This window comes from Stappia sp., assembly GCF_040110915.1.
Taxonomy (GTDB): Bacteria; Pseudomonadota; Alphaproteobacteria; order Rhizobiales; family Stappiaceae; genus Stappia.
This window is the reverse complement of the sequence record NZ_CP157793.1, coordinates 4,204,556-4,229,654: the sequence shown is the minus strand read 5'-3', so window position 1 is coordinate 4,229,654 and position 25,099 is coordinate 4,204,556. Positions and strand designations below refer to the sequence as shown.

Genomic DNA, 25,099 nt, shown 5'->3' with positions numbered 1-25,099 from the left:
CCGGGGCCCGACGCCAGACAGGATTTTCCATGTTCTCCCTTCTCGCGTATCGCGACCAGTGGACCGGCAATGTGCGCCGCGATCTGCTCGCCGGCCTGGTCGTCGCCCTCGCGCTCATTCCCGAGGCGATCGCCTTTTCCATCATCGCCGGCGTCGACCCGAAGGTCGGCCTCTATGCCTCCTTTTCCATCGCCGTGATCACCGCGATCACCGGCGGCCGGCCCGGCATGATCTCGGCCGCCACCGCCGCGACCGCCGTGCTCATGGTCACGCTGGTCAAGGAACACGGCCTTGAGTATCTGCTCGCCGCCACGGTGCTCGCCGGCCTGCTGCAGATCGGCGCCGGACTGCTGAAGCTCGGCGCGGTGATGCGCTTCGTCTCGCGCTCGGTGATGACCGGCTTCGTCAATGCGCTCGCCATCCTGATCTTCATGGCGCAGCTGCCGGAACTGATCGGCGTTCCCTGGCTCACCTACGTGATGGTCGCCGCCGGGCTCGCCATCATCTATCTGTTCCCGCGCCTGACGACGGCGGTGCCCTCGCCGCTCGTGTGCATCATCGTGCTCACCGCGATCGCCATCGGCTTCGGCCTCGACGTGCGCACCGTCGGCGACATGGGCGAACTGCCGGACACGCTGCCGGTCTTCCTCATTCCCGACATTCCGCTGACGCTGGAAACCTTGATGATCATCCTGCCCTATTCGGCCGGCGTGGCCGCCGTGGGCCTGCTGGAAAGCCTGATGACGGCCTCCATCGTCGACGATCTCACCGACACGAACAGCGACAAGAACCAGGAGTGCATCGGCCAGGGGCTTGCCAACACCGCCACCGGCTTCATCGGCGGCATGGCCGGCTGCGCCATGATCGGCCAGTCGATGATCAACGTGAAGTCCGGTGGGCGCGGCCGTCTGTCGACCTTCGCCGCCGGCGTGATCCTGCTGTTCCTGATCGTGGTGCTCGGTGACTGGGTGAAGCAGATCCCCATGCCGGCGCTGGTCGCGATCATGATCATGGTGTCGATCGGCACCTTCTCCTGGTCCTCGATCAGGAACCTCAAGGACCACCCGCGCTCCTCCTCCGTCGTCATGCTGGCGACGGTGGCCGGCGTCGTGGTCACGCACAATCTGGCCATCGGCGTCGTCATCGGCGTGCTGCTGTCGGGCATCTTCTTCGCGTGGAAGATCGCCCAGCTGTTCCGCGTCACCTCGACCCTGTCGGCCGACGGACGGGCACGCACCTATGTCGTCGAGGGCCAGCTGTTCTTCGCCTCCGCCGAGGAATTCTCGGCCGCCTTCGACTTCAAGGAGGTGCTGGAGCGGGTCACCATCGACGTCAGCCGGGCGCATATCTGGGACATTTCGGCGGTTGCCGCGCTGGACATGGCCGTGCTCAAGTTCCGCCGCGACGGCGCGGAGGTCGAGATCGTCGGCATCAACGAGGCGAGCGAGACCATCGTCGACAAGCTCGCCATTCACGACAAGCCGGGCGCGCTCGAGCGCCTGATGGGCCACTGAGTGTCAGGAGACGGACCCATGACGACCCTCATCGCGCTGGTTGACGGCTCCCTCTACTCCAGAAGCGTGTGCGATCACGCCGCCTGGATCGCGACGCGCAGCGACGCCCGCGTCGAGCTGCTGCACGTGCTCTCCCACCGCCACAGCGAGGGCGGCGAGAGCGATCTGTCGGGCAATATCGCGCTGGGGGCACGCACTGCCCTGCTCAACGAGCTTGCCGATCTCGACGCGCAGATGGCGAAACTCGCCCAGAAGCGCGGCCGCGCCATCCTGGAGGATGCCGAGGCGGTGCTCGCGGAAGACGGCGTCAGCGAGGTGACCGCACGGCTGCGCGTCGGCGACATCGTCGAGACGCTGGCCGAGGTGGAGGCCGACGCGGACCTCCTGATCGTCGGCAAGCGCGGCGAGGCGGCGGATTTCGCCAGGCTGCACCTCGGCTCCAACCTGGAGCGGATCGTGCGCAGCTCCACCAAGCCGGTGTTCGTCGCCGCCCGGGCCTTCAAGCCGATCACCCGGGTGCTCGTCGCCTTCGACGGCGGCCCGAGCAGCCTCAAGGCCGTCGATCACATCGCCCGCAGCCCGCTCTTCTCCGGCCTCGACATCCGGCTTGTGAGCGTCGGCGCGGACACGCCCGACACCCGCAAGAAGCTCGAGGACGCCCGCGCGACGCTCGCCGCCGGCGGTCACGAAGCAAGCGTCGCGGTGGTCCAGGGGCAGCCCGAGGCGGTGATCGCCGAGCGGGTGGAGGCAGACGACATCGACCTGCTGGTGATGGGCGCCTACGGCCACTCGCGCATCCGCTCCTTCATCATCGGCTCGACGACGACGGAGATGATCCGCTCCTGCAAGATCCCGATCCTGCTGTTCCGCTGAGGCGAGACCGCCGGACCGGGCGGGGCTGGAACGGGCCGCGCGGCACGCTATAACTGCGAGGATGCGGGCGGCTGCCTTGGTGCACGGCCCGCGCCCGCCTTCGCCCCGCCCCGCTTCGACATCCCGTTTCGACAGAATGAGCCAGCCATGACCCAGGATCCCGATCTGCACGACGACGCCACGCTTCAGGACGTGGAGAGCCGGGTCGCCGCGGGCGATCCGTTCACGCTGTTCGGCGAATGGCTGTCGCTTGCAGAAACGAAAGAGCCCAACGACCCGAACGCCATGGCGCTTGCCACGGCGGGCGCCGACGGACTGCCGGACGTGCGCATGGTGCTGCTGAAGGAGTTCGACGAGACGGGTTTCGTCTTCTACACCAACACCGAATCCCAGAAGGGCCGGGAACTTTCGGAAAACATGCAGGCCGCCGGCGTGCTGCACTGGAAATCGCTGCGCCGGCAGGTGCGCTTTCGCGGGCCCGTCGAGTTCGTGGACGATGCGGAGGCCGACGCCTATTTCGCCTCGCGGGCCCGCGACAGCCGCATCGGCGCCTGGGCGAGCCAGCAGTCGCGGCCGCTGGAAAGCCGCTTCGCGCTGGAAAAGGCGGTGGCGCGCGAGGCCGCGCGCTTCGGCTTCGGCGAGGTGCCGCGCCCGGCGCATTGGACCGGTTACCGCATCCGCCCGGTCTATATCGAGTTCTGGATGGACAAGCCCTTCCGCCTGCACGACCGCCACGTCTTCCGCCGCGACCGGCCGGACGGCTCCTGGACGACCGAACGCCTCTACCCCTGACCTCTCCCGGCGGGGGGTGCAACCGCCGCCCTTTACGCAGCCGTCCCCGCCGTGCTTTCCTCAAGGGAAGGGACGATCAAGATCCCTCTTGAGAGCTTGGGTCGAAACACCCCGGGGAGGGACGCGCCATGGGCGGGACGCACCGCGTCGCGACGACGCATGTCAGCGAGATCGAACAGGTCCTCAACGGCGCGGCCTCGGCCCGCGACACCATCGTCGTCGACAGCTGGAAACGCTGCGTCAACGACCACGGGCTCGACCCGGCGCGCGCGCAACCGGCCTACATCGTGCCCGACACGCGGCTGCGCGAGCACCGCGAGCAATCGGAACGGCTGATTTCCATCGCGCGCAGCGGCGTGGAGGATCTGTTCCGTCAGGTCGCCGGGCAGAACTACGTGCTGCTGCTGGCCGACCGCGCGGGCGTCACCGTCGACTTTTTCGGCGATCCCGCCTTCGAGGACGAGCTGCGCCGCGCCGGTCTCTATCTCGGCGCCGACTGGTCGGAGGATCTCGCCGGCACCTGCGGCGTCGGCGCCTGCATCGCCACCGGCGAGGCGATGACCATTCACCAGGACGATCATTTCAACGTCGCCCATACGCCGCTGAGCTGCACGGCCGCGCCGATCTTCGACACGACGGGCCAGCTCACCGCCGTGCTCGACATCTCGCTGCTGCGCTCGCCCCAGCCCAAGATCAGCCAGAACCTGGCGCTCAATCTCGTCAGCCGCTCGGCGCGGCGCATCGAACTCGCCAACCTGATGGCGACCATGCGCCGCGACTGGGTGCTGCGCCTCGCCCATGCGCCGGACTTTCTGGACGTCGATCCGGAAGCGGCCGTGGCGCTCGACGCCGGCGGACGGATCCTCGGCTTCACCCATGGCGCGGCCACGCTGCTGGCGCGGGTCGGCGGTCTCGACGCGCGCACCCCCGACACGCTGGCGCAAAGCCTGATCGGCGCGCCGCTGTCCGACTTCTTCGACATGGCGGTCGACGACCTGCCCGCGCTCACCCGCAGCCTGCCGGCGGAAGAGCGCGTCGCCCGGCTCAAGGACGGTTCGGCGATCTATTGCCATGCCATTGCGCCGACCCCGGTCCGCGCGCCGGCTCGGCCCGGCACGCCGACCCTGCCCGCCGCCCTCAAGGCGCTCGGCGAGGCGGACACCGCCATCCGCGCGGTCCAGGCCAAGGCGACTCGGCTGGCCGACACTGATCTGCCGATCCTGATCGCCGGCGAGACCGGCACCGGAAAGGAGCGGCTGGCCCGCGCGCTGCATGCCAGCCGCAAGCGGCCCGGGCCCTTCGTCGCCGTCAATTGCGCGGCCATCCCCGAGACGCTCATCGAGGGCGAATTGTTCGGCCATGCGGCCGGGGCCTTCTCCGGGGCGCTGTCGAAGGGCCGTCCCGGCCTGATCGAGGAGGCCGACGGCGGCGTGCTGTTTCTCGACGAGATCGGCGACATGCCGCTGGCCCTGCAAGGCCGCCTGCTGCGGGTGCTGTCGGAAGGCGAGGTGACGCGGCTCGGCGAGGCGCGCGCCCGGCCGGTGCGGATCAAGACGATCTCCGCGACCAACCGGGACCTGGCCGAGCTTGCCGCTTGCGGCGCCTTTCGCAAGGATCTCTTCTACCGCCTGGCGGCGGCGACGCTGGACCTGCCGCCGCTGCGCGCGCGCACGGATTTCGAGTGGCTGGTCGACCGGCTGCTCGACGACATCGGCCGGAGCGGGCGGACGCGTCCGCGCCTCGACCCGGCCGCGCGGCTGGCGCTGATCCGCCGCGCGTGGCCGGGCAACATCCGCGAGTTGCGCAACACGCTCGAGGTCGCCGCCGCGCTCTGCGACGACGCCACCATCACGCCCGCCGACCTGCCGGCGCCGCTTGCCGAACGCCTGACGGCGGGCGCCCTGCCCGAACATCCGATCCCGCCCGTCGACCGCTGCGGCCTGCCCGCCGCCGCGGCCTCGCAGGCGGACCGGCGCAGCGACGCGCAGATCGGCGCGCTGGTCCGGGCGCTCGAGACGGCCGACGGCAACATCAGCGCCGCCGCCCGCGCCCTCGGCGTCGACCGCACGACGGTCTACCGGCGGATGCGCCGCTTCGGCCTGAGCACCTGACGCGCCCCGAACTTCCCACCGGACGCGCCACCGCGCATCGCCCCCGAATGACGCGACACGCGTGCGCCTGAGCGTTCGGGCGCAGCGCGGCTTGCGGCGCGCGGGCTCCGATGTGTGGCGGGCGACTGTGGCGGCGGGTTGCAACACTGTTGCGGGCACGGGCGCGGGCCTGCAACAGACCCGCCTCTTTCCCCGACTGTCCGGCGCGCATCTCTTCCGACTTTTCAAGGGCCTGGCCGGCCGGACGCCGCGCGCCGGCGACTGGCACGCAACTTGCGGAACTGTCGGCGCCGCAACGTCGGCATGCAACAGCGCCGCGACCGTCCGCAAGAGACGGCGACGCGCCTTGCATCGACCCCAAAACGTCTAGGGAGATCTTTCCATGCTCGACACATCGCCCAACGCCCGCGCGCAAGGCGTGCTCTCGTCGCTCGACGAGGCGCTGGCCGCCCGCGACATCGACGCCGCGCTGGCGCTTTTTCAGGACGATTGCTACTGGCGCGACCTTGTCAGCTTCACCTGGAACATCCGGACGATGGAGGGCAAGGACCAGATCCGCGACATGCTGAGCGCCCAACTCGACAAGGTGAGCCCGGCCAACTGGACGCTCGCCGACGGTGAGGACGCGAGCGAGGACGCCGGCGTGGTGACCGCCTGGCTGACCTTCGAGACCGAGGTGGCGCGCGGTTTCGGGCTGGTGCGCCTCAAGGACGGGCTGATCTGGACATTGCTCACGTCGATGACCGAACTCAAGGGCCATGAGGAGCCGCTCGGCTACGAACGCCCGCTCGGCGCCAAGCACGGCGCGGGCAAGCACCGCAAGACCTGGAAGGAGGAGCGCGACGAGGAGGCCCGCACGCTCGGCTACACCACCCAGCCCTATGTGGTGATCATCGGCGGCGGCCAGGGCGGCATCGCGCTCGGCGCGCGGCTGCGCCAGCTTGGCGTGCCGACGCTGATCATCGAGCGCAACGAACGCGCCGGCGACAGCTGGCGCAAGCGCTACAAGTCGCTGTGTCTGCACGATCCGGTCTGGTACGACCACCTGCCCTATCTACCGTTCCCGCCCAACTGGCCGGTCTTCGCGCCGAAGGACAAGATCGGCGACTGGCTGGAGATGTACACCCGCATCATGGAGCTGAACTACTGGTCCTCGACCACCGCCAAGTCCGCCCGTTACGACGACAAGGCCGGCGAATGGGTCGTCACGGTGGAGCGTGACGGCGAGGAAATCGTGCTGCGGCCCAAGCAGCTGGTGCTGGCCACCGGCATGTCAGGCAAGGCCAACGTCCCGAACTTCCCCGGCATGGAGCGCTTCAAGGGCGACCAGCACCATTCCTCGCAGCATCCCGGACCGGACGCCTACACGGGCAAGAAGGCCGTGGTGATCGGCTCCAACAATTCCGCGCATGACATCTGCGCCGCGCTCTGGGAGCACGATGTCGACGTCACCATGGTGCAGCGCTCCTCCACCCATATCGTGCGCTCCGACACGCTGATGGAGGTGGGCCTCGGCGCGCTCTACTCGGAAGAAGCGGTGGCCAACGGCATGACCACGCAGAAGGCGGACATGATCTTCGCCTCGCTGCCCTACAGGATCATGCACGAGTTCCAGATCCCGCTTTACGACGAGATGCGGAAGCGCGACGCCGACTTCTACGCGGGCCTGGAGAAGGCCGGTTTCCAGCTCGACTGGGGGGCGGACGGCTCGGGCCTCTTCATGAAGTATCTGCGCCGGGGGTCGGGCTACTACATCGACGTCGGCGCCAGCCAGCTGATCATCGACGGCGAGATCAAGCTCAAGGCCGGTCAGGTGAGCGAGATCACCGAGACCGGCGTCAAGCTCGACGACGGCACGGAGCTGCCCGCCGATGTCATCGTCTACGCCACCGGCTACGGCTCGATGAACGGCTGGGCCGCCGATCTCATCAGCCAGGAGGTGGCCGACAAGGTCGGCAAATGCTGGGGGCTCGGCTCCGACACGCCCAAGGACCCCGGCCCCTGGGAGGGCGAGCAGCGCAACATGTGGAAGCCGACCCAGGTCGAGGCGCTGTGGTTCCACGGCGGCAACCTGCACCAGTCGCGCCACTATTCGCTGTATCTGGCGCTGCAGCTCAAGGCGCGGATGGAAGGGATCTCCACCCCCGTCTACGGCCTGCAGGAGGTGCATCACCTCGGCCGGTGATCCGCCGAAAGCGCAAAAGGATGCGGGCGCGGGGGATCTCCCCCGCGCCCGTTTCGCGTGTGGTCACGGGCTCATCGGGCCGTTCGTGCCTCCCCGATCCCGGGTCGCGGCTTCGCCTTGCCCGGGAAGACGCCGGGGTGTGGCGTTTCACACCCCATCTTTCGTCATACCGGCCGAGCGCCAAGCGAGAGCCGGTATCGGGGAGCTCCGTCGAAGACGGCGGGGACACGGGCGCCGCCAGGGCTCGGCGAGGGCTCGGCAAGGACCCGGCAAGCGCCCGTCTGACCCGCGCCTCAGGCGGCGTGCGCGACCGGATCCGCCTCCGTGGCCGGCAGGGTCTCAAACGTCAGCTCGCCCGCGTAGCGCGCGGCGATCCGCCCGTCCTCGCCGAGCGCGAAGAGCGTCACCCAGCCGTTGTCGAAGAGGTCCCGCAGCAGCGCATGGCGGGCGATCACGTCGAGGATCGCCTCCTGCGGCGCCTCCACCACCACCTTGAGGCGCTTCGGCGCATGCATGAGCCTTTCGCCGTCATGCACGGATTGCCACGGCAGGCCGACCCGAAGATCGCCGCCGCCGCCTTCCAGCACGCCGATGCCGCCGACCACATTGTGCAGCACCTTGTTGCCGCTGCCGAAGACGGCATTGTCGACGCTGGAGGCGTAATACTGGAGATTGATCCAGCTGGCGACGACCACCGGCGCGGTGAGGATCAGCTCCAGCGTGCCGAAGCCGGTATCCTTGCGCCAGTCGTAGCTGTGCAGGAAGGCCGAGCCGCCGAGATCGAGGGCGGCGGTGCGCCCGCGCGGCGCCGCGATGAAGGAGGAACAGCCGGCAAGCCCCCACTCGGGCCGGGTCTCCGCCCAGTTGGCGGCCCGCGCCAGGACGCCCGTCTGCGCATCCGCGCCCGGCGCGAGCGGCAGCCGGCCGGCCCGCTCCGCCCGCGTCAGCCGGCCCGCGTCCTCCGCCCAGCGCAGCAGATCCGCCACGTCCCCGGCGTGCGACGCCGGCACGCTGTCCCGGTCGAAGAGCGTCAGCCGGTCCGTCGTCGTGTCGTGCAGGCCGGCGAGAAACACCGTGTCGGTCGGGATCGCGATCCCGCGTTCGGCGAGGCCTTCGCGCACCTGCGGATCGTTCAGGATGGCGGCGCCGACGCGGGCGTTGGCCTCGCCGGTGTGACCGCCGCAGGCGCCGCAGTCGAGGCCGCTGGCATGCGGATTGTTGACCGTGGTCGACCCGTGACCGGCGAGCAGCACCAGCCGGGCGAAGTTTTCGGTCAGCGACATCGCCTTCAGCACGCCCTCGGCCGCGTCGATCCGCTCGGCCAGCGAGAAACCGCTTGCCCGTCCGGCGATCTCGCCCGGAGCGATCTGCGGCTTGAGCGCCGGATCGCCATCGGCCGAGGCGCGCAGGCCGAGCCCGTCCGTCACCAGCTTGCCGAGATAGGCAAGGCCCAGCGTCTCGACGAAGGCGAAGGAGGAGACGGCGGCGAGCTTGAACGAGGACCAGGCCGCGCCGATCCGCGCGGTCAGACCACGCTCGGTCAGCCGCCGCGCGATGGCGCCCTCGTCCGCCCCGTCGACCGCCTCGCACACGAGCTTCTGCGGCGTGAGCAGGACCGGGCATTGCGCCGCGCCCCTGGTCTCGCCGAAGCGGACATATTCGATGGCAAAGCCGAAGAAGCCGGCGAAGCCGATGGTCTCGACCCGGGGCGCGACGCTCTCCAGCGCGCGGCGATAGACTTCCGAGCGCACGTCGATGCAGAAGACCGCCTGCACCGCCTTGCGGGTGCCCGCGCCCGTGTCCAGGTCGCTGTCCGCGTCTGGCGCGGAGGCCGTCGCCGTGCGCGCGAAGGTCGCCGCCAGCCGCCGCTCGGCCGCCCGGTCGAAGGCGGCCTGCAGCAGGCAGTCGAGCGCAAGGTCGGCATCCGGCGCATCGGGTGCCGCATAGGCCGCGCGCGCCGACTGCCAGGTCTCGCCCAGCCGCGCGTCAGCCTCCAGGATCGCCAGATCCCAGCCGGCCCGGATGGCCAGCAGCTCGATCAGCGTCGGATCGCTCTCGCCGGCCAGCTCGCTCTGCCAGACCTTGTGCCGGGCGTAAGCCGCCCAGCCGCCGACGCTCATCAAAAGCCGATGGAAGTAGAGTTCGAGCGCCGCACCTTCGAGCCCGAGGGTCGAAGCGGCGGCCGCCAGCACCGCCTCCGGCGTCTCCGGCAGCCGCGCGATGGCGGCCCGCGCCCCCTTCAGCCCGGCGAGATCCGGCGTCCGGTCGATCGCCGCTTCCGCCCGCCAGCCGGCATAAAGGCCGTCGCCCTTCACCGGCGAGGTCCAGCCGGCCTGGCCCTCGTCGAAGAAGGCCGCCGCATGGGCCGAGATCCGCTCCGTGACAAGCTCCGTCCAGAGCTTGCCCGCCCGCGCGCCGGCGAGATCGGCGATGGTGGGCAGCATTTCGGGCGGCGCGGCCGGCGCGGCCGCCGCCATCCGGGCCAGCGCCTCGGCGTCCCGGGGCAGGTCCGGATGGTCCACCGTTTGCCGGGCGGCGAGGAGATCGGCGGGCGTGATTTCGCCCGCTTCGAGCGCGGCGCGATAGACCGCCCGGTCCTGCGTCGTGCGGGCCCCGGCCACCCGCGCCAGCCGCGTGGCGGCGGAGGCAAAGGTCTTGTCGGCGAGGCCGAAATAGGGATTCACGGCAACGAAGGTCTTGAGCGGCCAGAGCGGGGCGACCCGCTTGGCGGCGGCATTTGCCGCAGCCTGCACGGCGGATATATCGGCAATCTGTTGAGCGGTCATCGGTCGTGTCCTCCGGTCACGGGGAAAGTCTGGAAGATGGGGGGCGGTCAGCTGTCGGCGGCGGGGGCGCGGCGGTCGAAGCCGCCGACCAGACGGTCGAACACCGCGTTGGCGTAAAGCCCGTTCGCCAGATGCACCCGCGCGGCGCGCCACAGCGGCCGGGTGGCGCGGGCCGGCTCCATCACCTGAAGCACCGTGACAGCCGCGAAGGAGACGACGGCCAGCACCAGGACCGCGATGCCGAGCGCATCCGGCGTCGGGGGTAGCGGCAGGGTGGCGGCATAGAGCGCGGTCACGCCGGCATGCAGCGCAAGGTAGGCGAGCGTGACCAGACCGGCCGCGCCCAGCACCCGGGGCAGGATCGCCGCCAGCGCGGGCGCGGGGCCCTCCCCGTTGGCGGCGGCCTGCACGATCATCAGCGTCAGGCCCATCACCAGGATGGCCCCGAGCGCCAGCGCCTGCGGCGCGGTGTTGACCGCATCGCCCATCAGGGGACCGGCGACCAGGGAGAAGAGGCTGGCGAGACCGAGGGCCAGCGTCAGTGCCAGCGCACCGGAGAGCGCCAGATGCGCCGGGCGCGGCGCCAGCCGGGCGAGCGCACGCGCCTCGCCCGCCGTTTCGACCGCGCCGCCCGACGACAGGAAGGCATGCGCCTTGTAGAGCGAATGGGCGACCAGATGCAGCAGCGCGAGCGCGAAGAGACCGAGCCCGCATTGCAGCAGCATGAAGCCCATCTGCGCGACGGTCGACCAGGCGATCGAGACCTTGATGCTGGTCTGGGTCAGCATCACCGCCGCGCCGAACAGCGCGGTGAAGCCGCCGACGATCGCCAGCAGATGCAGCGAGGCGGCCGAGAGCACCATCACGTCGGCGAAGCGGATCACCAGAAACCCGCCGGCGTTGATGATCCCGGCATGCAGCAGCGCGGAGACCGGCGTCGGCGTGTCCATCACCTCCGGCAGCCAGCCGTGGGTGGGAAACTGCGCCGACTTCACCAGCGCGGCGAGCGCGATCAGCACGGCGGCGGCGATCACGCCGGCCGGCACCGTCTCCAGCGTCGCAGCCTGGGCGAGAATGGTCGCGATGTCGGTGGTGTCGAAGGCGAGCGCCAGCGCCACGGCGGCGGCGATCAGAAAGCCGTCGCCGAGGCGGGCGGCCACGTATTTCTTGCGCGCGGCCAGCACGGCGCGCGGCCGGTCGCCATAGAAGACCAGCAGCCCGTGCAGGGCGAGGCTGGTGCCGATCCAGGCGGCGACGAGATGGACCAGATTGCCCGCCGTCACCAGCAGCATCACGGCGGCGAGCGTCGCGCAAAGCCGGCTCATGAACAGGCCCTGCCGCGCGTCCCCGTCGAGATAGCTGACGGAAAAGCGCACCACGGCGACGCCGACGGTGGCGACCAGCAGAAGCATGGTGACGCTCACCGCGTCGAGACGCAGCGACAGGCCGATGCCGGCAACGCCCAGCAGCGGAGAGGTGGACGGTCCGGCAACGATGAGGACGATCAGCGCGGCGACGGCGCTGGCCAGCCCCAGCAGCGACGCCGCGCCGACCAGAGAAAGCGCGCGGTGCGGCCTCAGGCCGGGCCGGGCGCGGGCGACGGCAGCAGCCGCCAGAAGCGCGAGAGGGGCGGCAAGCGGCACGAAAGCGGCGAGAGAGGTCATGGCTTCCTCCGTTTGAGTACGGTGACGGGGGATAGCAAAGACACAGATATCTATTAAATTCATTGTTTGGATGTTATCGTTCTTCAAAAGGGAACGATTGATGGCGGCCTTGAATTACAACCACCTGCGCTACTTCTGGGCGGTCGCGCATGAGGGCAATCTCACGCGCACTGCGGAGCGGCTGAACGTGTCGCAATCGGCGCTGTCGACGCAGATCCAGAAGCTCGAACACCAGCTCGGCCACGCGCTGTTCGAGCGGCGCGGCAAGCAGCTGCATCTGACCGAGGCCGGGCGGATCGCGCTCGACCATGCGGATGCGATCTTCGCTTCGGGGGCCGAGCTTCTGGCGACGCTCACCGGAACGGGTGGACCGGCGCGCCAGGTGCTGCGGGTCGGGGCGCTCTCGACGCTGTCGCGCAACTTTCAGGTCAACTTCCTGCGCCCGGTCCTGACCCGGCCGGATGTGGAGGTGGTGCTGCGCTCCGGCGGGCTCGGCGAGCTGCTGCAGGCGCTGGAAGCGCTGCGGCTCGACGTCATCCTCGTCAACCAGACCCCGGTGCGCGATGCGGCGACGCCCTGGATCACCCATCGCCTGATCGAGCAGCCGGCCAGTCTGGTCGGCACGCCGGCGCGCCTTGGCGACGCAGGACACGCGCAAGGCGCGCTCGACGCGCTGATCCGCGCGCATCCGCTGATCCTGCCGCCGCTCGACAGCAGCGTGCGCACCGGCTTCGATGCGCTGACCGACCGTCTCGGCCTGCGTCCGACCATCGCCGCCGAGGTCGACGACATGGCGATGATGCGCCTTCTGGCGCGCGAGGACATGGGACTGGCGCTGGTGCCGCCCATCGTCGTGCAGGACGAGCTTGCCAGCGGGCGTCTCCTCGAGGCCGCGCGGCTGCCGGATCTCGGCGAGACCTTCTTCGCCGTCACCCAGGCGCGGCGCTTTCCCAACCCGCTCGTCGCGGATCTTCTGCGCGCCGCCGGCAACGCGCCGGGCGATACCGCTGCCGCCGCGAATGGTCTACCCTCGCCCCGATGAGCGTGCCCGACGACACCCCACCCGCCGCGCCGGCCGCGGCCGACGACAGCGGCCTGCGCCTGAGACTGGTGCTGGAGCCGGACGTGGCCTTCGGCCCCGGCAAGGCGGACCTGCTCGAGGGGATCGCCGAAACCGGCTCGATCGCCGCCGCCGGGCGCCGCATGGGCATGAGCTACAAGCGCGCCTGGACGCTGGTCGAAACCCTCAACGGCGCCTTCGCCGCGCCGCTGGTCGCGCGCAGCCGGGGCGGCGCGCAGGGCGGCGGCGCGCGGCTGACGGAGACCGGCGCCACCGTGCTCGCGCTCTACCGGGATATCGAGGCCAAGGCGGCGCGGGCCTCGCGCGCCGACCGGGATCGCCTGCAGGCGCTGCTGCGCTCGCAACGCCCGGCGGGCGAGGCCGCAGAGGATCCCGACGCCTGAGCGGACGCCGGCGCGCGATACGGGCGCAACAGGACCCTTGCTTTCGCCGCGCCACGCGTCGATATTTCCCACTGGACATATCGCTTTCCCGTTCCGCCGGAGCCCTCCATGTCGCACAAAGGCGCCTCTCGCATTCTCACCCTCGCCCGCGCGATGGCGCTTGCGCTGCTCCTGATGACGGGAGTGACGGGACGCGCGGCGGCCTCCGACCTCACCGTCTTCGCCGCCGCCAGCCTGAAGACCGCGCTGGAGGACGTCGCGGACGCCTGGCGGGCGGAGACGGGCAAGCGGGTGACCCTTGCCTTCGCCGGCAGTTCGGCGCTCGCGCGTCAGATCGAGGCCGGCGCGCCGGCCGATCTCTTCATCTCCGCCAACACCGCCTGGATGGACCATCTGGCGGCGGCCGGGCTGATCCGCCCGGAAACGCGGCGCGATCTTCTCGGCAACGATCTGGTGCTGATCGGCCATGGCCGCGATGCACCGCCCGTGCGGCTCGCGCCCGATCCCGACCTCGCCGCCCGCCTTGGCGAGGGGCGGTTGGCGATGGCGCTGGTCGATGCCGTGCCGGCGGGCATCTACGGCAAGGCGGCGCTGACCCGCCTCGGCCTGTGGGACGCGGTCGCCGACCGGGTCGCCCAGACCGACAATGTGCGCGCCGCCCTTGCGCTGGTCGCGCGCGGCGAAGCGCCATTCGGCATCGTCTATGCGACCGACGCGGGCGCTGCTGACAGTGTCTCCATCGTCGCCCGCTTTCCCGCCGACACGCATCCCCCCATCGTCTATCCCGTGGCGCAGGTCGCGGGGCGCGACCACCCGGACGCGGCCGGCTTCCTGGCCTTTCTCACGGGCGAAACGGCGGCAGCGCTGTTCGCGCGCCACGGATTTCGGTCTGCGGAGTGAGGCGCCGTTCGATGAGGGTCCGCTTGCGATGACACCCGATCGCGTCCCCCCACCCGGCAAGGAAAGCGGCGCATGACGGAGCTTCTCGGCCCGGAGGAATGGACCGCCGTCGCCCTGTCGCTGCGCGTCGCGTTCTGGGCGACCTTCGCCAGCCTGCCCTTCGGCATCGCGGTCGCCTTCGTGCTGGCGCGCCTGGAGTTTCCCGGCAAGCAGATCCTGAACGGCCTGGTCCATCTGCCGCTCATCCTGCCCCCCGTCGTGACCGGCTATCTGCTGCTGGTCACCTTCGGGCGCACGGGTCCCGTCGGCGCCTTTCTCGACGAACATTTCGGCGTGGTGCTCGCCTTTCGCTGGACGGGGGCGGCACTGGCGGCGGCGATCATGGCATTTCCGCTGATGGTGCGCGCCATCCGGCTGGCGCTCGAGGCGGTCGACCCCAAGCTCGAACAGGCCGCCAGCACGCTGGGCGCGGCGCGCCCGCTCGTTTTCGCGACCGTCACCCTGCCGCTCATTCTGCCCGGCGTGCTCGCCGGCGCCGTCCTCGCCTTCGCCAAGGCGATGGGCGAGTTCGGCGCGACCATCACCTTCGTCTCCAACATACCGGGACAGACGCAGACGGTCCCTTCCGCGATCTACGCCTTCCTGCAGGTGCCCGGCGGCGAGGAGCAGGCCCTGCGGCTGGTGGTCGTCTCCATCGCCATCGCCATGGCGGCGCTGCTCGTGTCGGAAAGCGTGGCGCGGCGCGTCGCCAGACGGATTTCGGGATCATGAGCCTCGACGTCGCCGTCCGCCACGCCTTCCCCGGCTTCACGCTGGATGTCGCCTTTTCCGCGCCGCCCGGCGTTACCGCCCTGTTCGGCCGCTCGGGCTCGGGCAAGACGACACTGGTCAACGCGGTCGCCGGCCTGCTGCGCCCGGACGAAGGCCGCATCGCCGTCGACGGCACGGTGCTGGTCGACAGCGCGACGCGCGTTTTCCGCCCGCCCCACCGGCGCGGCATCGGCTACGTCTTTCAGGAGGGGCGGCTCTTTCCGCATCTCACCGTCGCGCAGAACCTCAGCTACGGGCGATGGTTCGCCCGCCCCCGGGTGCCGGCGACGGATGTCGCGCCGGTCGTCGAGCTTCTCGGCATCGGCGATCTGCTGGCCCGCCGACCGGGCACCCTGTCGGGCGGCGAGAAGCAGCGGGTCGCCATCGGCCGGGCGCTCTTGTGCGCGCCGCGCCTCTTGTTGATGGACGAGCCGCTCGCCGCCCTCGACGCCGCGCGCAAGGCGGAGATCCTGCCCTATCTGGAACGTTTGCGCGACGAGACGCGGATCCCGATCCTCTACGTCAGCCACGCGGTGGACGAGGTCGCCCGGCTTGCGACGACGGTCGTGTCGCTCGACGCCGGGCGCGTCACCGGCGTCGGTGCGCCCCGCGCGGTGCTGGCCGACCCGCAGGCGGTGCGCCGGATGGGGGTGCGCGACGCCGGCGCGGTGCTCTCCGCCGTGATCCGCCGCCACTGCGCCGACGGGCTGAGCGAGCTGGACACGGCGGCCGGGCCGCTGGTGCTGCCGCGTGTCGACGCTCTAGAAGGCACGCCCGTGCGCGTGCGCATCCAGGCCCATGACATCATCCTGGCGCGCAGGCGCCCTCAGGAGATCTCGGCCCTCAACGTGCTGGACGTGCGCATCTCGGACCTGCGCATCGGCGAAGGCCCGGGCGTCGTGGTGCAGCTGGAGGCGGGCGGCGACCGGCTGCTGGCGCGCATCACCCGCCGCTCGGCGGAGGCGCTGGCCCTCGAACCGGGGCTTGCCTGCCACGCGATCCTGAAGTCGGTCGCGGTCGCGCCTTCCGATGTTTGGGTCGGCGACGCGCCGGCTGACAACCTGCGGAATGGCGACGGGTCGAGCGGCGACCGCGATCCTGCCGGGCCCTGACCGGTCCGGATCTGCGCCTCAGTCGCCGGCAGCCTCCCGGGGCGCGCGGTTCGTCTCGCCGAGGCGCGCCAGCACCAGACCCGTGACGATGGGGCCGACGAGTTCGAACACCACCGTGGTCGCCACCGTCACGGTGATGATGGTGGTCGCATGCTCCGGCACCGCGCTCGCCGCGACGAGCGCCATGCCCAGCGCCACGCCGGCCTGCGGCAGCAGCGTCAGCCCCAGCAGACGCGCCGGCCGGCCGGACAGACCGCCAAGCCGCGCGCCCGCATAACCGCCCGCCACGCGCCCGAGCGTGCGCAGGATCACGAAGCCGAGACCCAGCGGGCCGGCCACGAGCACCGCCTCCAGATCGATCGCCGCGCCCGCCAGCACGAAGAAGAGAATGAGAAACGGCCAGCTCACGTGTTCGATCTCGTGAAACGGCCGGTCGTGATGGCGGGCGAGGTTCACGATCACCACGCCGGCGGTCATGCCGGCGAGCAGGCCCGACACGTCGAGCCATTCCGAAATGCCGGCGATCAGCAACACCAGACCGAGGGCCTCCGACAGGGTCGGCTCGCCCGGCTCGATCCGCCCGGTGAGAAAGACCGCCGGCAGGCCGACGACGAGGCCGACCGTCACCGCGCCGACCACGTCGCGCATCCCGTGGACGAGCGCGACCTCCAGTCCGCCCGCGGCGCCGACGACCCCCAGCACCAGCGAAAAGGCGATGACGCCCCAGGCATCGTCGATGGCGACGACGCCGAGCAGCACGCGCGTCGCGGGACCGTCGGCGCGGACCTGACGCACCACGTCGCGGGTCGCGGCCGGGTCGGTCGCAAGCCCGACGCCCGCCAGCAACAACGCAAGCGCCACCGGCACGCCGGCCAGCGCCAGCCCGCCGGCGACAATCGCGAAGGAGCCGACCATCACCGCCGCGGAGACCGCGAGGATCGCCCGACCATGCGCCCGCAGCCGGTCGCGCGAAAGTTCGCCACCAAGCAGGAAGGCGATCATGGTGAGCGTCACGGCGGCGACGACATCGCGCCAGCCTTCGGTGTCGATCGCCAGCAGATCGGCCCCCGACGGTCCGACGGCGATCCCGAAGAGCACCAGCAGCGTGATGCGCGGCAGACGCGTCAGCCGGCCGAGCCCGTCGATGGCGAGACCCGCCAGCACCAGAAGGCCGAAGGTGATGAGGGGAAGACTCAGATCCATTGTGGTCCTGTTCGGCTCGGCGACGCGGCGCGGCAAGGGGCGAGAGGTCGACCAGACCCTACCGTGCGAGCGCCGAGGATCAAGCCGCACCGCCCGCGCCCCGCCAAGCGCGGATTTCGCGCTTTCTTGAAACGCCCGCGCGAAACAGCCATATAAACACCGAAACGGGGCGGCAGCCCCGGCCGGATGCCGATGTCGGGTCCGGCGCACAGGGATGTCCCGCTTGTCGGCCGCGACCGGCCGGGCGAGGCGTTTCGAAGACAGGCCGCTTTGAACAAGGGCTTTGAGCACATGACGCGCATGTCTGCGTTTTCCTCGCCGCTGCTCCTCGGCTTCGAGGACATCGAGCGGGTGCTGGACCGGGTCAGCAAGGGCGCCAACGACGGCTATCCGCCGTATAACATCGAGCGCCTTTCCAAGACCGAGACCCACGGCGATATCATCCGTATCACCCTGGCGGTGGCGGGCTTCACCCGCGATCAACTCGACGTCTCGATCGAGGAAAGCCAGCTCGTGATCCGCGGACGGCAGGAGGACGACAAGTCCCGTCAATTCCTGCATCGCGGCATCGCCGCCCGGCAGTTCCAGCGGGCCTTCGTTCTCGCGGAAGGCATCGAGGTTCTCGGTGCCGAGCTCAAGGACGGCCTGTTGTCGATCGACCTCACCCGACCGGAACCGGAAAAGATCGTTCGCCGCATCGAGATCGACGCGCGCGACTGATCCCGACCCCTGAACACACGCCCACCGGTCCAGTACCGGCGCGGGTGCGTAACCAGACTATGCGGGACCGGCGGCTCGCCACGCGAGCCGGCCATCACGGAAGGAACGACGCAATGATCCGAGACATTGAACGTCAGGCCATGAATCCCGGCGAGTTCAAGGCGCTTGGCGCGGGCGAGATCGCCTACGTCAAGCCGATGACCTCCGACGATCTCTCCACGCTGTTTCCCGAGGCGCCGAAAATGGCGTCCGGCCTGCAGCTCTGGGTGCTGCTCAATGCCGACGGCACGCCGATCATGCTGAGCGACAGCAAGGATGTGGCGCTGGCCAATGCGGCCGAGCACGATCTGGACACGGTAGCCCTGCACTGAGGCCCGGAAGCCGGCCGGAGAGCCAGACGGCGGCCAAAACGGCCGGACGCCGAAGACACCAGACAAAAGGGCGCCGACCGCGATGGCCGGCGCCCTTTTTGTTCGATGATTTGCTTGATGCCACGGGCGGCGGTGTGCGTCGGCGACGCGTTCGTCGGCCTCCACCGCTCCGATGGCGCAGCCCCGCTCAGGCGGCGTTGGAGGCCGCCTGCTCGGTCAGCAGCGTGTAGAGCGCGTCGGCGTCGTCGCTGGCACGCAGCTTCGCGACCATGCCCGGATCGCGCATGCGCCGCGCGATGCGGGCCAGCGCCTTGAGATGGTCGGCGCCCGCGCCCTCCGGCGCGAGCAGGACGAACACCAGATCCACCGGCTGGTCGTCCAGGGCGTCGAAATCGATCGGCCGCTCGAGCCGGGCGAACAGGCCGACCAGCCGGTCGAGCGCGACCAGCTTGCCGTGCGGGATCGCGATCCCGTTGCCGACGCCGGTCGACCCGAGGCGTTCGCGCTGCAACAGCGTGTCGAAGATATCGCGCTCCGGCAGTCCGGTGACGCGCGCCGCCTTGGCGGCGAGTTCCTGCAGGGTCTGCTTCTTGCTGTTGGCCTTCAGGCTTGGAACGATCGCTTTCGGCGAAATGAGATCGCTGAGATCCATGGTCCGACCTGTGGGTTTGAGCAGCGGGTTCGGGCAGCAAGGCCCGCGATGCCGGGCCGCGATGCGGCGGCCCGGCACGCCCGGATTATTTTGCGGCGTTTTCTGGGTCGATCCACCCGTAGTTTCCGTCGGGACGACGGTAGACGACATTCACCGTCCCGTTGCCCGCATTACGGAACACAACCACGGGAGATTCCGAGAGGTCAAGCTGCATGACCGCCATGCCGACGGTCATCGTCTTCACCTTGGCGGAGGTTTCCGCGACGACGAGGGGATTGTAGTCGGCAGGGACTTCCTCCTCCTCCTCGACGGAGGCAAGCACGTAGGAGGCCGCTTCGAAGACCTCGCGCCCGTTGGCGCCGTGCGCGTGGTGATCCTTGAGCTTGCGCTTGTAGCGGCGCAGGCGCTTCTCGATCCGCTCGGCCGCCGCGTCGAAGCTGTGGCGCGGATCATGGCTGTCGGCGGAAACCTGAAGATCGATCCCGGTGTCGAGGTGAAGCAGGCACTCGGAACGGAACCCGGGGCCCTCGCGGCCGATCGTCACGTGTCCCGTAAATCCGCCGTCGAAATACTTCGACACCGCCTCGTCGACCCGGGTTTCGATGTGCGTGCGCAGCGCATCCCCGACGTCGACATTCTTCCCCGATACACGCAGTGTCATGGGACCCTCTTCTTATCTCGAAAGCCATGAAGTGACGCCTCGAAAAGCCGGCGCCGCACCTTCGGAGCAGTGTGCTCCGATTCGATCCCGTGTCACGCGCGTCATGGCGCGCGAAACGGCAGGCCCCGCGCACGGCGGGTCCCGAGGGCGCGTCTATAAGCGCGCGCCCCGGCGAAGTCAAATCGGATCCGCCGTGCAGCCGGCCCCTTGCGGCCGGATCGGGCGGGGCCGGCCAGAATGCCGCTGCGCCCGCGCGCGGCCACGCGACCCGCCGGCATCTCCTGTTTCAGGTCTCTCAAGTTTCCTGCAAGGAGTCCTGCAGTGTCTCCTGCGATCGTCCGCCGCGCTCACGGGCTTCGCCTCCTGATCGAGTTCAGGCGCCCCCCTTTTCTCACTGTACCGGTTCGTCCGGCCCGATGCCAGCGTTGCCCGACCGCGCCCGGGAAACCGGGCTTCGACCGTCACCCGAGGCGGGCCCGCTTTTCGCGCCGGCGCTGGACCGAAGAGGGAATGCGCAGCGATTCCCGGTATTTGGCGACCGTGCGCCGGGCGATGTCGACGCCGTCGTCCTTGAGGATCTTGACGATGGTGTCATCGGAGAGCACGGCATCGGCGCTCTCCGCGTCGATCAGCGCCTTGATGCGATGACGCACGGCCTCGGCCGAATGCGCCTCGCCGCCGCCGGCGGCGGGAATCGAGGCGGAGAAGAAATACTTCAGCTCGAAGATGCCGCGCGGCGTCGCCATGTACTTGTTGGAGGTCACGCGGCTGACGGTCGACTCATGCATGGAAATCGCATCCGCCACGGTGCGCAGGTTCAGCGGGCGCAGGTGCTCCACGCCCCGGGTCAGAAAGGCGTCCTGCTGGCGCACGATCTCGCTCGACACCTTGAGGATCGTGCGTGCGCGCTGATCGAGGCTCTTGGCCAGCCAGTTGGCCGTCTGCAGGCATTCGCTGAGGAACTCCTTGTCCTGCGGCGTGCGCGTCTTCCGGCTGACGGTGGCGTAATAGGTCTGGTTGACCAGAATGCGTGGCAGCGTGTCGGAGTTGAGCTCCACCGCCCAGCCGCCGTCGCGCGCCGGCTGCACGATCACATCCGGCACCACGGGCTGGATCAGCGTCGTGCCGAAGGAACTGCCGGGCTTGGGGTCGAGCGCCCGCAATTCGCCGATCATCTCGGCGAGATCCTCGTCGTCGACGCCGCAGGCGGCGCGCAGGCCCGCGTAGTCGTGGCGGGCGAGCAGGTCGATGTTGTCGATCAGCGCCGCCATGGCCGGGTCGAAGCGGTTGCGCTCCTGAAGCTGCAGGCGCAGGCAGTCGGTCAGCGAGGTGGCGAAGACGCCGGTCGGCTCGAGCCGCTGCAACACGGGGAGAAGCGCGTCGAGCCGCGCCCGCTCGACGCCGAGCCGCTCCGCCGTCTCGTCCAGATCGCCGCGCAGATAGCCCGCCTCGTCGAGCGTGTCGATCAGGCTGCGGGCGATCATCCGGTCCGCCGGATCGTGGAGCAGCAACACCATCTGCTCCGCGAGATGCTGCTGCAGCGTGACATCCGAGGCGACGAAGCTCTCCAGATTGTAGTCCTCGCCCGATCCGCCGCTGCCGCGCGCGCCGAGGCCGCTCTGCCAGGGGTCGCGGTGCAGCGTGTCGCCGCCTGGCGCGCCGCCCTCGTCCGCGCCGGCGCGGGTGCCGGGTTCGTCCGGGTAGAGATTGCCGAGATCCGTGTCGAGCCGCCCGGCAATGTCCTGCGCGCTGTCGGCGAGATCGGTGCGGATCCAGTCGCCGTCTCCCTCCGATCCGGCGTCCGTCCCCCGCTCCTCCGCCGGCGGCTCCGACGACTCCCCGGCATCGCCCGGCGCGGAATCATTGTCGGCGCGCTCCAGCAGCGGATTGCGCTCCAGCTCCAGATCCACGAAGGAGGTCAGCTCGACGCTCGACATCTGCAACAGCTTGATCGCCTGCATCAGCTGCGGCGTCATGACCAGGGACTGGCCCTGGCGGATTTCAAGCTTTGGCGACAGGGCCATGCCGTCTCCCGCTGTCGAGACACGCAAGATGGAAGGACCGCCCGCCAGTCCGGCATGCCGTTCGGCCGGCAGCCCCGCCCGCAGCCTGGACCGCGGCGTGACCGACAGTTGGTCCGCTTCTTGCTTTGTACCTCAAGGGCAGGGTGTCATCAAAGCGTAAACTGCTCGCCGAGATAGAGGCGGCGCACGTCCGGATTGGCGACGATCTCGTAAGGCGCGCCTTCGGTCAGCACCTCGCCGGCGGCGATGATATAGGCCCGGTCGATCAGGCCGAGCGTTTCGCGCACGTTGTGATCGGTGATCAACACGCCGATGCCGCGCTGGGTCAGATGACGCACCAGTTGCTGGATGTCGCCGACGGCGATCGGGTCGACGCCGGCGAAGGGTTCGTCGAGCAGCATGAAGGTCGGCCGGCTGGCCAGCGCCCGGGCGATCTCGACACGGCGGCGCTCGCCGCCCGACAGGGCGATGGCCGGCGACTTGCGCAGGTGGGTGACGCCGAATTCCTCCAGCAGGCTTTCCAGATCCTCGGCGCGGCGCCGCCGGTCGGGCTCCACCACCTCCAGCACCGCCTTGATGTTGTCCTCCACCGACAGGCCGCGAAAGATCGAGGCCTCCTGCGGCAGATAGCCGATGCCGAGACGCGCCCGGCGGTACATCGGCAGGCGGGTGATGTCGAAGCCGTCGAGCCGGATGGTGCCGTGATCGGGCTGGATCAGCCCGGTGATCATGTAGAAGCAGGTCGTCTTGCCGGCGCCATTGGGGCCGAGCAGGCCGACCGCCTCGCCCCGGCGCACGGTCAGCCCGACATTGCGCACCACCTGGCGGCGCTTGTAGCTCTTGCCGATCCCGTCGACGACGAGCAGGCCGTCCTCCAGCGCAGCGCCCTCGACATCGGCGTGCGACGCGTCGCGCGCATGACCGTTCGGGGCGCCGTCGGCGGGGGCGGATTTCACACGGGAAAAGAGTTTCACGATCGTTCCATGCCTGATCGTCTTATGCCTGATCGGTTCATGCTTGCGCGGCGGGTCCGCAGGCCAATGCGGCCCGCGACCCTACGGCCGGTCGCGGTCCCTGTCGAGAGGGTCAGTTCGTGCCGCCCTGCGGCTGCAGGCTGTTGGGCTGGATCAGCAGACGGATGCGCCCGTCGCCGCCGCCGCCCTCGGTCTTCTTGGCGTCGAGGTCCGCCTGACCGGTCTTGAGATCGACGGTCAGCCGCGTGCCGACCACGACGTTCGGCCCCTGGGTCAGCACCACCTCGCGCCCGGTCATCACCATCACCTCGCGGTTCATGTCGAAGGTCGCGCGGTCGCCGGTGGCGGTCTGGTCCTTGGCCGCGATATAGACGCGACCGCTCGCCTCGAGCTTGGAGATGCGCTGGTTGACCCCGCCGGCGGCCGAGCCGTCGTAGCGCACGACCAGGCGATTGGTCTTCAACTCCGCCTCGCCCTGACGCACGATGACGTCGCCGGTGAAGACCGCGCTCTGGCTCTTGTCCTGAACCTTGAGTTCCTTCGCCTCGATCTGGATCGGCTCGCGGTCGTTCGATCCGAAACCCGCGAAGGCATCGGAAAAGGTCTGCGCCCCGGCGGGCAGCGCGGCCCAGGCCAAAAGGCCGAGACACGCAAGCACCGCGCGGCACGAACGCCAAAACTCCATCATGGTCGGGTCTCTCCCTTGGACGGATGAACGGTCATCCGGATGCCCTCGCCGAAGATCAGGGCGCCCGCCGCCTCGTCGAACCGCATGGCGCCGGCGGACAGCGACCCGAAGGACGAGGTCAGCGTGAGCTTATCCTCGCTCCAGATTGTGCCCGTTTTGAGCTCGGCTTCCAGAGTTTCCAGACGGCCCGTCTCGCCGTCGTTCGTCGTCACCGTGATCCCGCCCCCCAGGATGAGGGTCTCGGCGGTGCTGTCATAAGTTCCGCGCACCGCCTCGAGCCGCACCTCCTGTTCCGCCGACAGGCGCAACTCGGCGGTGATGTCCTCCAGATCGATGATGCGCGGATCGGTGATGCGCTGGATCGCCCGTTTCGCCGACACGCGGTAGGAGCGGTCGCCGTCGTGGCCGGAGAGCTCCGGACTGTCCATCACCAGGCCCTCCGACGACAGCCGCACCTTGCCCAGGCCCAGACTGTCGAGATAGTTGCTCGCCGCGATCATGCCGACGGTCGCCAGCAGCAGCAGCGCGCCGGTGCCGGGCAGCAGCCAGCGCATCCAGCGCACCCGGGTCGAGTGCCGCCGCGCGCGGGCCCGGGCCTCGGCCCGGCGCATGCCGTCGCGCGCGGTCTCGCCGGGCGCATTCGCGCCGCCGTGCATGCCTGATGTCGCGACCGTTTCGTAATGATCCATCGCCTGGCCGTTTCGTCACGCCCCGATCGCGCGTACCCGCCGGGTCATGCCCGACACGCTCAATGTTGCGCGCAGTATACGCCGCGGCAAGTGCCGTGTCTTTTCACGCGGGCGCGCCCCGCCGCAGCCGCTCAGCTGTGGGCGAAGATGTCGGCATCCTCCCAGCCGGCGAGATCGAGCCGCGCCCTTGTGGGCAGGAACTCGAAACAGGCGGCCGCCAGATCGCCGCGGCCCTCGCGCGCGAGCCGGGCCGCGAGCTTGTCGCGCAGGGCATGGAGATGCAGCACGTCGGAGGCGGCATAGGCCTGCTGGGCGTCGGTCAGGTCGTCGGCGGCCCAGTCGGAGCTTTGCTGCTGCTTGGAGATCTCCACGCCGAGCAACTCGCGCGTCAGATCCTTCAGGCCGTGCCGGTCGGTGTAGGTGCGGGTCAGCCGCGAGGCGATCTTGGTGCAGAAGATCGGCGCGCAGGCGATGCCCAGCGCGTTTTCCAGCACCGCGACGTCGAAGCGGGCGAAGTGGAAGATCTTGGTCTTCGACGGATCGCCGAGCAGGCGCTCCAGATTGGGCGCCCTTGTCTGGCCGGCGGCGATCTGCACCAGATCCGCCGTTCCGTCGCCGGCCGAGAGTTGCACGACACACAAGCGGTCCCGATGCGGCCTGAGACCCAGCGTTTCGGTATCGACCGCCACCGCGTCGGCGGCGGCGTAGGCGGAAAGCGTGTCGCTCGCAAGATCGGGCAGGTCGCCGCGATGGAGACGAATGGTCATGGGGCATCCTTCGTGTCACTCGTGCCGCCTTGATAAAGGGCTTCGCGGCGCGCGTCCATGGCGCGGCCGCGACACGCGCCCCTGGCCGCGCGGCAGCCGCCATCCCACGTAGGGCAGTGACGCCCGCGCGCCGCCTTGG

At 69.8% G+C, this 25,099-nt stretch carries 22 protein-coding genes; 12 read left to right on the top strand and 10 right to left on the bottom strand.

Going from position 1 to position 25,099, the window contains the following annotated elements; all coding sequences use genetic code 11:
* The first annotated feature begins 29 nt into the window (after nt 1-29).
* From ABL312_RS18950 to ABL312_RS18930, 5 genes are all read left to right on the top strand, one after another.
* Nucleotides 30-1,514 (top strand): SulP family inorganic anion transporter, encoded by a 1,485-nt coding sequence (locus ABL312_RS18950; RefSeq protein WP_349358956.1) that lies wholly within the window; start codon nt 30-32, stop codon nt 1,512-1,514.
* 18 nt (nt 1,515-1,532) lie between these two features.
* The gene (locus tag ABL312_RS18945; protein WP_349358955.1) at nt 1,533-2,387 is read left to right on the top strand and encodes a universal stress protein; all 855 of its coding nucleotides are present in this window, start codon (nt 1,533-1,535) and stop codon (nt 2,385-2,387) included.
* A 147-nt stretch (nt 2,388-2,534) separates the two neighbouring features.
* The gene (pdxH, locus tag ABL312_RS18940) at nt 2,535-3,179 is read left to right on the top strand and encodes a pyridoxamine 5'-phosphate oxidase (protein ID WP_349358954.1); all 645 of its coding nucleotides are present in this window, start codon (nt 2,535-2,537) and stop codon (nt 3,177-3,179) included.
* A gap of 128 nt (nt 3,180-3,307) precedes the next feature.
* Nucleotides 3,308-5,290, top strand: a complete 1,983-nt coding sequence (locus ABL312_RS18935; protein WP_349358953.1) for a sigma-54-dependent Fis family transcriptional regulator — start codon at nt 3,308-3,310, stop codon at nt 5,288-5,290.
* A 382-nt stretch (nt 5,291-5,672) separates the two neighbouring features.
* On the top strand, nt 5,673-7,475 hold the full coding sequence (locus ABL312_RS18930; RefSeq protein WP_349358952.1) for an NAD(P)/FAD-dependent oxidoreductase: 1,803 nt from the start codon (nt 5,673-5,675) through the stop codon (nt 7,473-7,475).
* Nucleotides 7,476-7,768: 293 nt separating this feature from the next.
* On the opposite strand, the gene ABL312_RS18925 is transcribed toward ABL312_RS18930, so the two are convergent.
* Together ABL312_RS18925 and ABL312_RS18920 are read right to left on the bottom strand one after the other, a co-directional pair.
* Entirely contained in the window at nt 7,769-10,261 is a 2,493-nt protein-coding gene (locus tag ABL312_RS18925; RefSeq protein WP_349358951.1) for a DUF2309 domain-containing protein, read from the bottom strand.
* Between the two features lie 47 nt (nt 10,262-10,308).
* Nucleotides 10,309-11,925, bottom strand: a complete 1,617-nt coding sequence (locus ABL312_RS18920) for a proton-conducting transporter membrane subunit (protein ID WP_349358950.1) — start codon at nt 11,923-11,925, stop codon at nt 10,309-10,311.
* A gap of 100 nt (nt 11,926-12,025) precedes the next feature.
* Between ABL312_RS18920 and ABL312_RS18915 the strand changes: the two genes are divergently transcribed.
* The 5 genes from ABL312_RS18915 (at nt 12,026) to modC (ending at nt 16,211) form a co-directional block, all read left to right on the top strand.
* Nucleotides 12,026-12,967, top strand: coding sequence for a LysR family transcriptional regulator (locus ABL312_RS18915; protein ID WP_349358949.1), 942 nt, complete (start codon nt 12,026-12,028; stop codon nt 12,965-12,967).
* Nucleotides 12,964-13,389, top strand: coding sequence for a LysR family transcriptional regulator (locus tag ABL312_RS18910; protein ID WP_349358948.1), 426 nt, complete (start codon nt 12,964-12,966; stop codon nt 13,387-13,389). Before ABL312_RS18915 ends, ABL312_RS18910 begins: the two co-directional genes overlap by 4 nt.
* 108 nt (nt 13,390-13,497) lie before the next feature.
* Nucleotides 13,498-14,289, top strand: a complete 792-nt coding sequence (gene modA / locus ABL312_RS18905; protein WP_349358947.1) for a molybdate ABC transporter substrate-binding protein — start codon at nt 13,498-13,500, stop codon at nt 14,287-14,289.
* A gap of 72 nt (nt 14,290-14,361) precedes the next feature.
* On the top strand, nt 14,362-15,060 hold the full coding sequence (gene modB, locus ABL312_RS18900) for a molybdate ABC transporter permease subunit (protein ID WP_349358946.1): 699 nt from the start codon (nt 14,362-14,364) through the stop codon (nt 15,058-15,060).
* A complete protein-coding gene (gene modC / locus ABL312_RS18895) occupies nt 15,057-16,211 on the top strand; it encodes a molybdenum ABC transporter ATP-binding protein (protein ID WP_349358945.1) in 1,155 nt (384 codons plus the stop codon). Before modB ends, modC begins: the two co-directional genes overlap by 4 nt.
* 18 nt (nt 16,212-16,229) lie before the next feature.
* Here the strand turns inward: modC and ABL312_RS18890 are convergent, their stop codons facing one another.
* Nucleotides 16,230-17,414: a cation:proton antiporter gene (locus ABL312_RS18890; RefSeq protein ID WP_349358944.1), complete on the bottom strand. Its 1,185-nt coding sequence runs from the start codon at nt 17,412-17,414 to the stop codon at nt 16,230-16,232.
* Nucleotides 17,415-17,705: 291 nt separating this feature from the next.
* On the opposite strand from ABL312_RS18890, the gene ABL312_RS18885 reads away from it, so the two are divergent.
* Together ABL312_RS18885 and ABL312_RS18880 are read left to right on the top strand one after the other, a co-directional pair.
* Nucleotides 17,706-18,134 carry an Hsp20 family protein gene (locus ABL312_RS18885; protein ID WP_349358943.1) on the top strand — a complete coding sequence of 143 codons (429 nt, stop codon included), beginning with the start codon at nt 17,706-17,708 and terminating at the stop codon, nt 18,132-18,134.
* Between the two features lie 113 nt (nt 18,135-18,247).
* Complete coding sequence (locus tag ABL312_RS18880; protein WP_349358942.1) at nt 18,248-18,505, top strand: DUF1150 family protein; 258 nt, start codon at nt 18,248-18,250, stop codon at nt 18,503-18,505.
* 187 nt (nt 18,506-18,692) lie between these two features.
* Here ABL312_RS18880 and ptsN read toward each other — a convergent pair whose 3' ends face one another.
* The 7 genes from ptsN to ABL312_RS18845 all read right to left on the bottom strand — a co-directional run bounded on the left by ptsN (nt 18,693) and on the right by ABL312_RS18845 (nt 24,960).
* Entirely contained in the window at nt 18,693-19,157 is a 465-nt protein-coding gene (gene ptsN, locus ABL312_RS18875) for a PTS IIA-like nitrogen regulatory protein PtsN (RefSeq protein WP_349358941.1), read from the bottom strand.
* A gap of 85 nt (nt 19,158-19,242) precedes the next feature.
* Nucleotides 19,243-19,818, bottom strand: coding sequence for a ribosome hibernation-promoting factor, HPF/YfiA family (gene hpf, locus ABL312_RS18870; protein WP_349358940.1), 576 nt, complete (start codon nt 19,816-19,818; stop codon nt 19,243-19,245).
* A gap of 461 nt (nt 19,819-20,279) precedes the next feature.
* Entirely contained in the window at nt 20,280-21,842 is a 1,563-nt protein-coding gene (rpoN, locus tag ABL312_RS18865) for an RNA polymerase factor sigma-54 (RefSeq protein WP_349358939.1), read from the bottom strand.
* 149 nt (nt 21,843-21,991) lie between these two features.
* Entirely contained in the window at nt 21,992-22,720 is a 729-nt protein-coding gene (lptB, locus tag ABL312_RS18860) for an LPS export ABC transporter ATP-binding protein (RefSeq protein WP_349361461.1), read from the bottom strand.
* Between the two features lie 208 nt (nt 22,721-22,928).
* Nucleotides 22,929-23,504, bottom strand: a complete 576-nt coding sequence (locus tag ABL312_RS18855; RefSeq protein WP_349358938.1) for an LptA/OstA family protein — start codon at nt 23,502-23,504, stop codon at nt 22,929-22,931.
* The gene (gene lptC / locus ABL312_RS18850) at nt 23,501-24,193 is read right to left on the bottom strand and encodes an LPS export ABC transporter periplasmic protein LptC (RefSeq protein ID WP_349358937.1); all 693 of its coding nucleotides are present in this window, start codon (nt 24,191-24,193) and stop codon (nt 23,501-23,503) included. Before lptC ends, ABL312_RS18855 begins: the two co-directional genes overlap by 4 nt.
* Nucleotides 24,194-24,324: 131 nt before the next feature.
* A complete protein-coding gene (locus ABL312_RS18845; protein WP_349358936.1) occupies nt 24,325-24,960 on the bottom strand; it encodes a ribonuclease H-like domain-containing protein in 636 nt (211 codons plus the stop codon).
* Between the last annotated feature and the right edge of the window lie 139 nt (nt 24,961-25,099).

Excerpts from the sequence above, each read along its gene's own strand:
- ABL312_RS18950 (WP_349358956.1), top strand. The coding sequence starts at position 30 with ATGTTCTCCCTTCTCGCGTATCGCGACCAGTGGACCGGCAATGTGCGC.
- ABL312_RS18945 (WP_349358955.1), top strand. The coding sequence starts at position 1,533 with ATGACGACCCTCATCGCGCTGGTTGACGGCTCCCTCTACTCCAGAAGC.
- pdxH (WP_349358954.1), top strand. The coding sequence starts at position 2,535 with ATGACCCAGGATCCCGATCTGCACGACGACGCCACGCTTCAGGACGTG.
- ABL312_RS18935 (WP_349358953.1), top strand. The coding sequence starts at position 3,308 with ATGGGCGGGACGCACCGCGTCGCGACGACGCATGTCAGCGAGATCGAA.
- ABL312_RS18930 (WP_349358952.1), top strand. The coding sequence starts at position 5,673 with ATGCTCGACACATCGCCCAACGCCCGCGCGCAAGGCGTGCTCTCGTCG.
- ABL312_RS18925 (WP_349358951.1), bottom strand. The coding sequence starts at position 10,261 with ATGACCGCTCAACAGATTGCCGATATATCCGCCGTGCAGGCTGCGGCA.
- ABL312_RS18920 (WP_349358950.1), bottom strand. The coding sequence starts at position 11,925 with ATGACCTCTCTCGCCGCTTTCGTGCCGCTTGCCGCCCCTCTCGCGCTT.
- ABL312_RS18915 (WP_349358949.1), top strand. The coding sequence starts at position 12,026 with ATGGCGGCCTTGAATTACAACCACCTGCGCTACTTCTGGGCGGTCGCG.
- ABL312_RS18910 (WP_349358948.1), top strand. The coding sequence starts at position 12,964 with ATGAGCGTGCCCGACGACACCCCACCCGCCGCGCCGGCCGCGGCCGAC.
- modA (WP_349358947.1), top strand. The coding sequence starts at position 13,498 with ATGTCGCACAAAGGCGCCTCTCGCATTCTCACCCTCGCCCGCGCGATG.
- modB (WP_349358946.1), top strand. The coding sequence starts at position 14,362 with ATGACGGAGCTTCTCGGCCCGGAGGAATGGACCGCCGTCGCCCTGTCG.
- modC (WP_349358945.1), top strand. The coding sequence starts at position 15,057 with ATGAGCCTCGACGTCGCCGTCCGCCACGCCTTCCCCGGCTTCACGCTG.
- ABL312_RS18890 (WP_349358944.1), bottom strand. The coding sequence starts at position 17,414 with ATGGATCTGAGTCTTCCCCTCATCACCTTCGGCCTTCTGGTGCTGGCG.
- ABL312_RS18885 (WP_349358943.1), top strand. The coding sequence starts at position 17,706 with ATGACGCGCATGTCTGCGTTTTCCTCGCCGCTGCTCCTCGGCTTCGAG.
- ABL312_RS18880 (WP_349358942.1), top strand. The coding sequence starts at position 18,248 with ATGATCCGAGACATTGAACGTCAGGCCATGAATCCCGGCGAGTTCAAG.
- ptsN (WP_349358941.1), bottom strand. The coding sequence starts at position 19,157 with ATGGATCTCAGCGATCTCATTTCGCCGAAAGCGATCGTTCCAAGCCTG.
- hpf (WP_349358940.1), bottom strand. The coding sequence starts at position 19,818 with ATGACACTGCGTGTATCGGGGAAGAATGTCGACGTCGGGGATGCGCTG.
- rpoN (WP_349358939.1), bottom strand. The coding sequence starts at position 21,842 with ATGGCCCTGTCGCCAAAGCTTGAAATCCGCCAGGGCCAGTCCCTGGTC.
- ABL312_RS18855 (WP_349358938.1), bottom strand. The coding sequence starts at position 23,504 with ATGATGGAGTTTTGGCGTTCGTGCCGCGCGGTGCTTGCGTGTCTCGGC.
- lptC (WP_349358937.1), bottom strand. The coding sequence starts at position 24,193 with ATGGATCATTACGAAACGGTCGCGACATCAGGCATGCACGGCGGCGCG.
- ABL312_RS18845 (WP_349358936.1), bottom strand. The coding sequence starts at position 24,960 with ATGACCATTCGTCTCCATCGCGGCGACCTGCCCGATCTTGCGAGCGAC.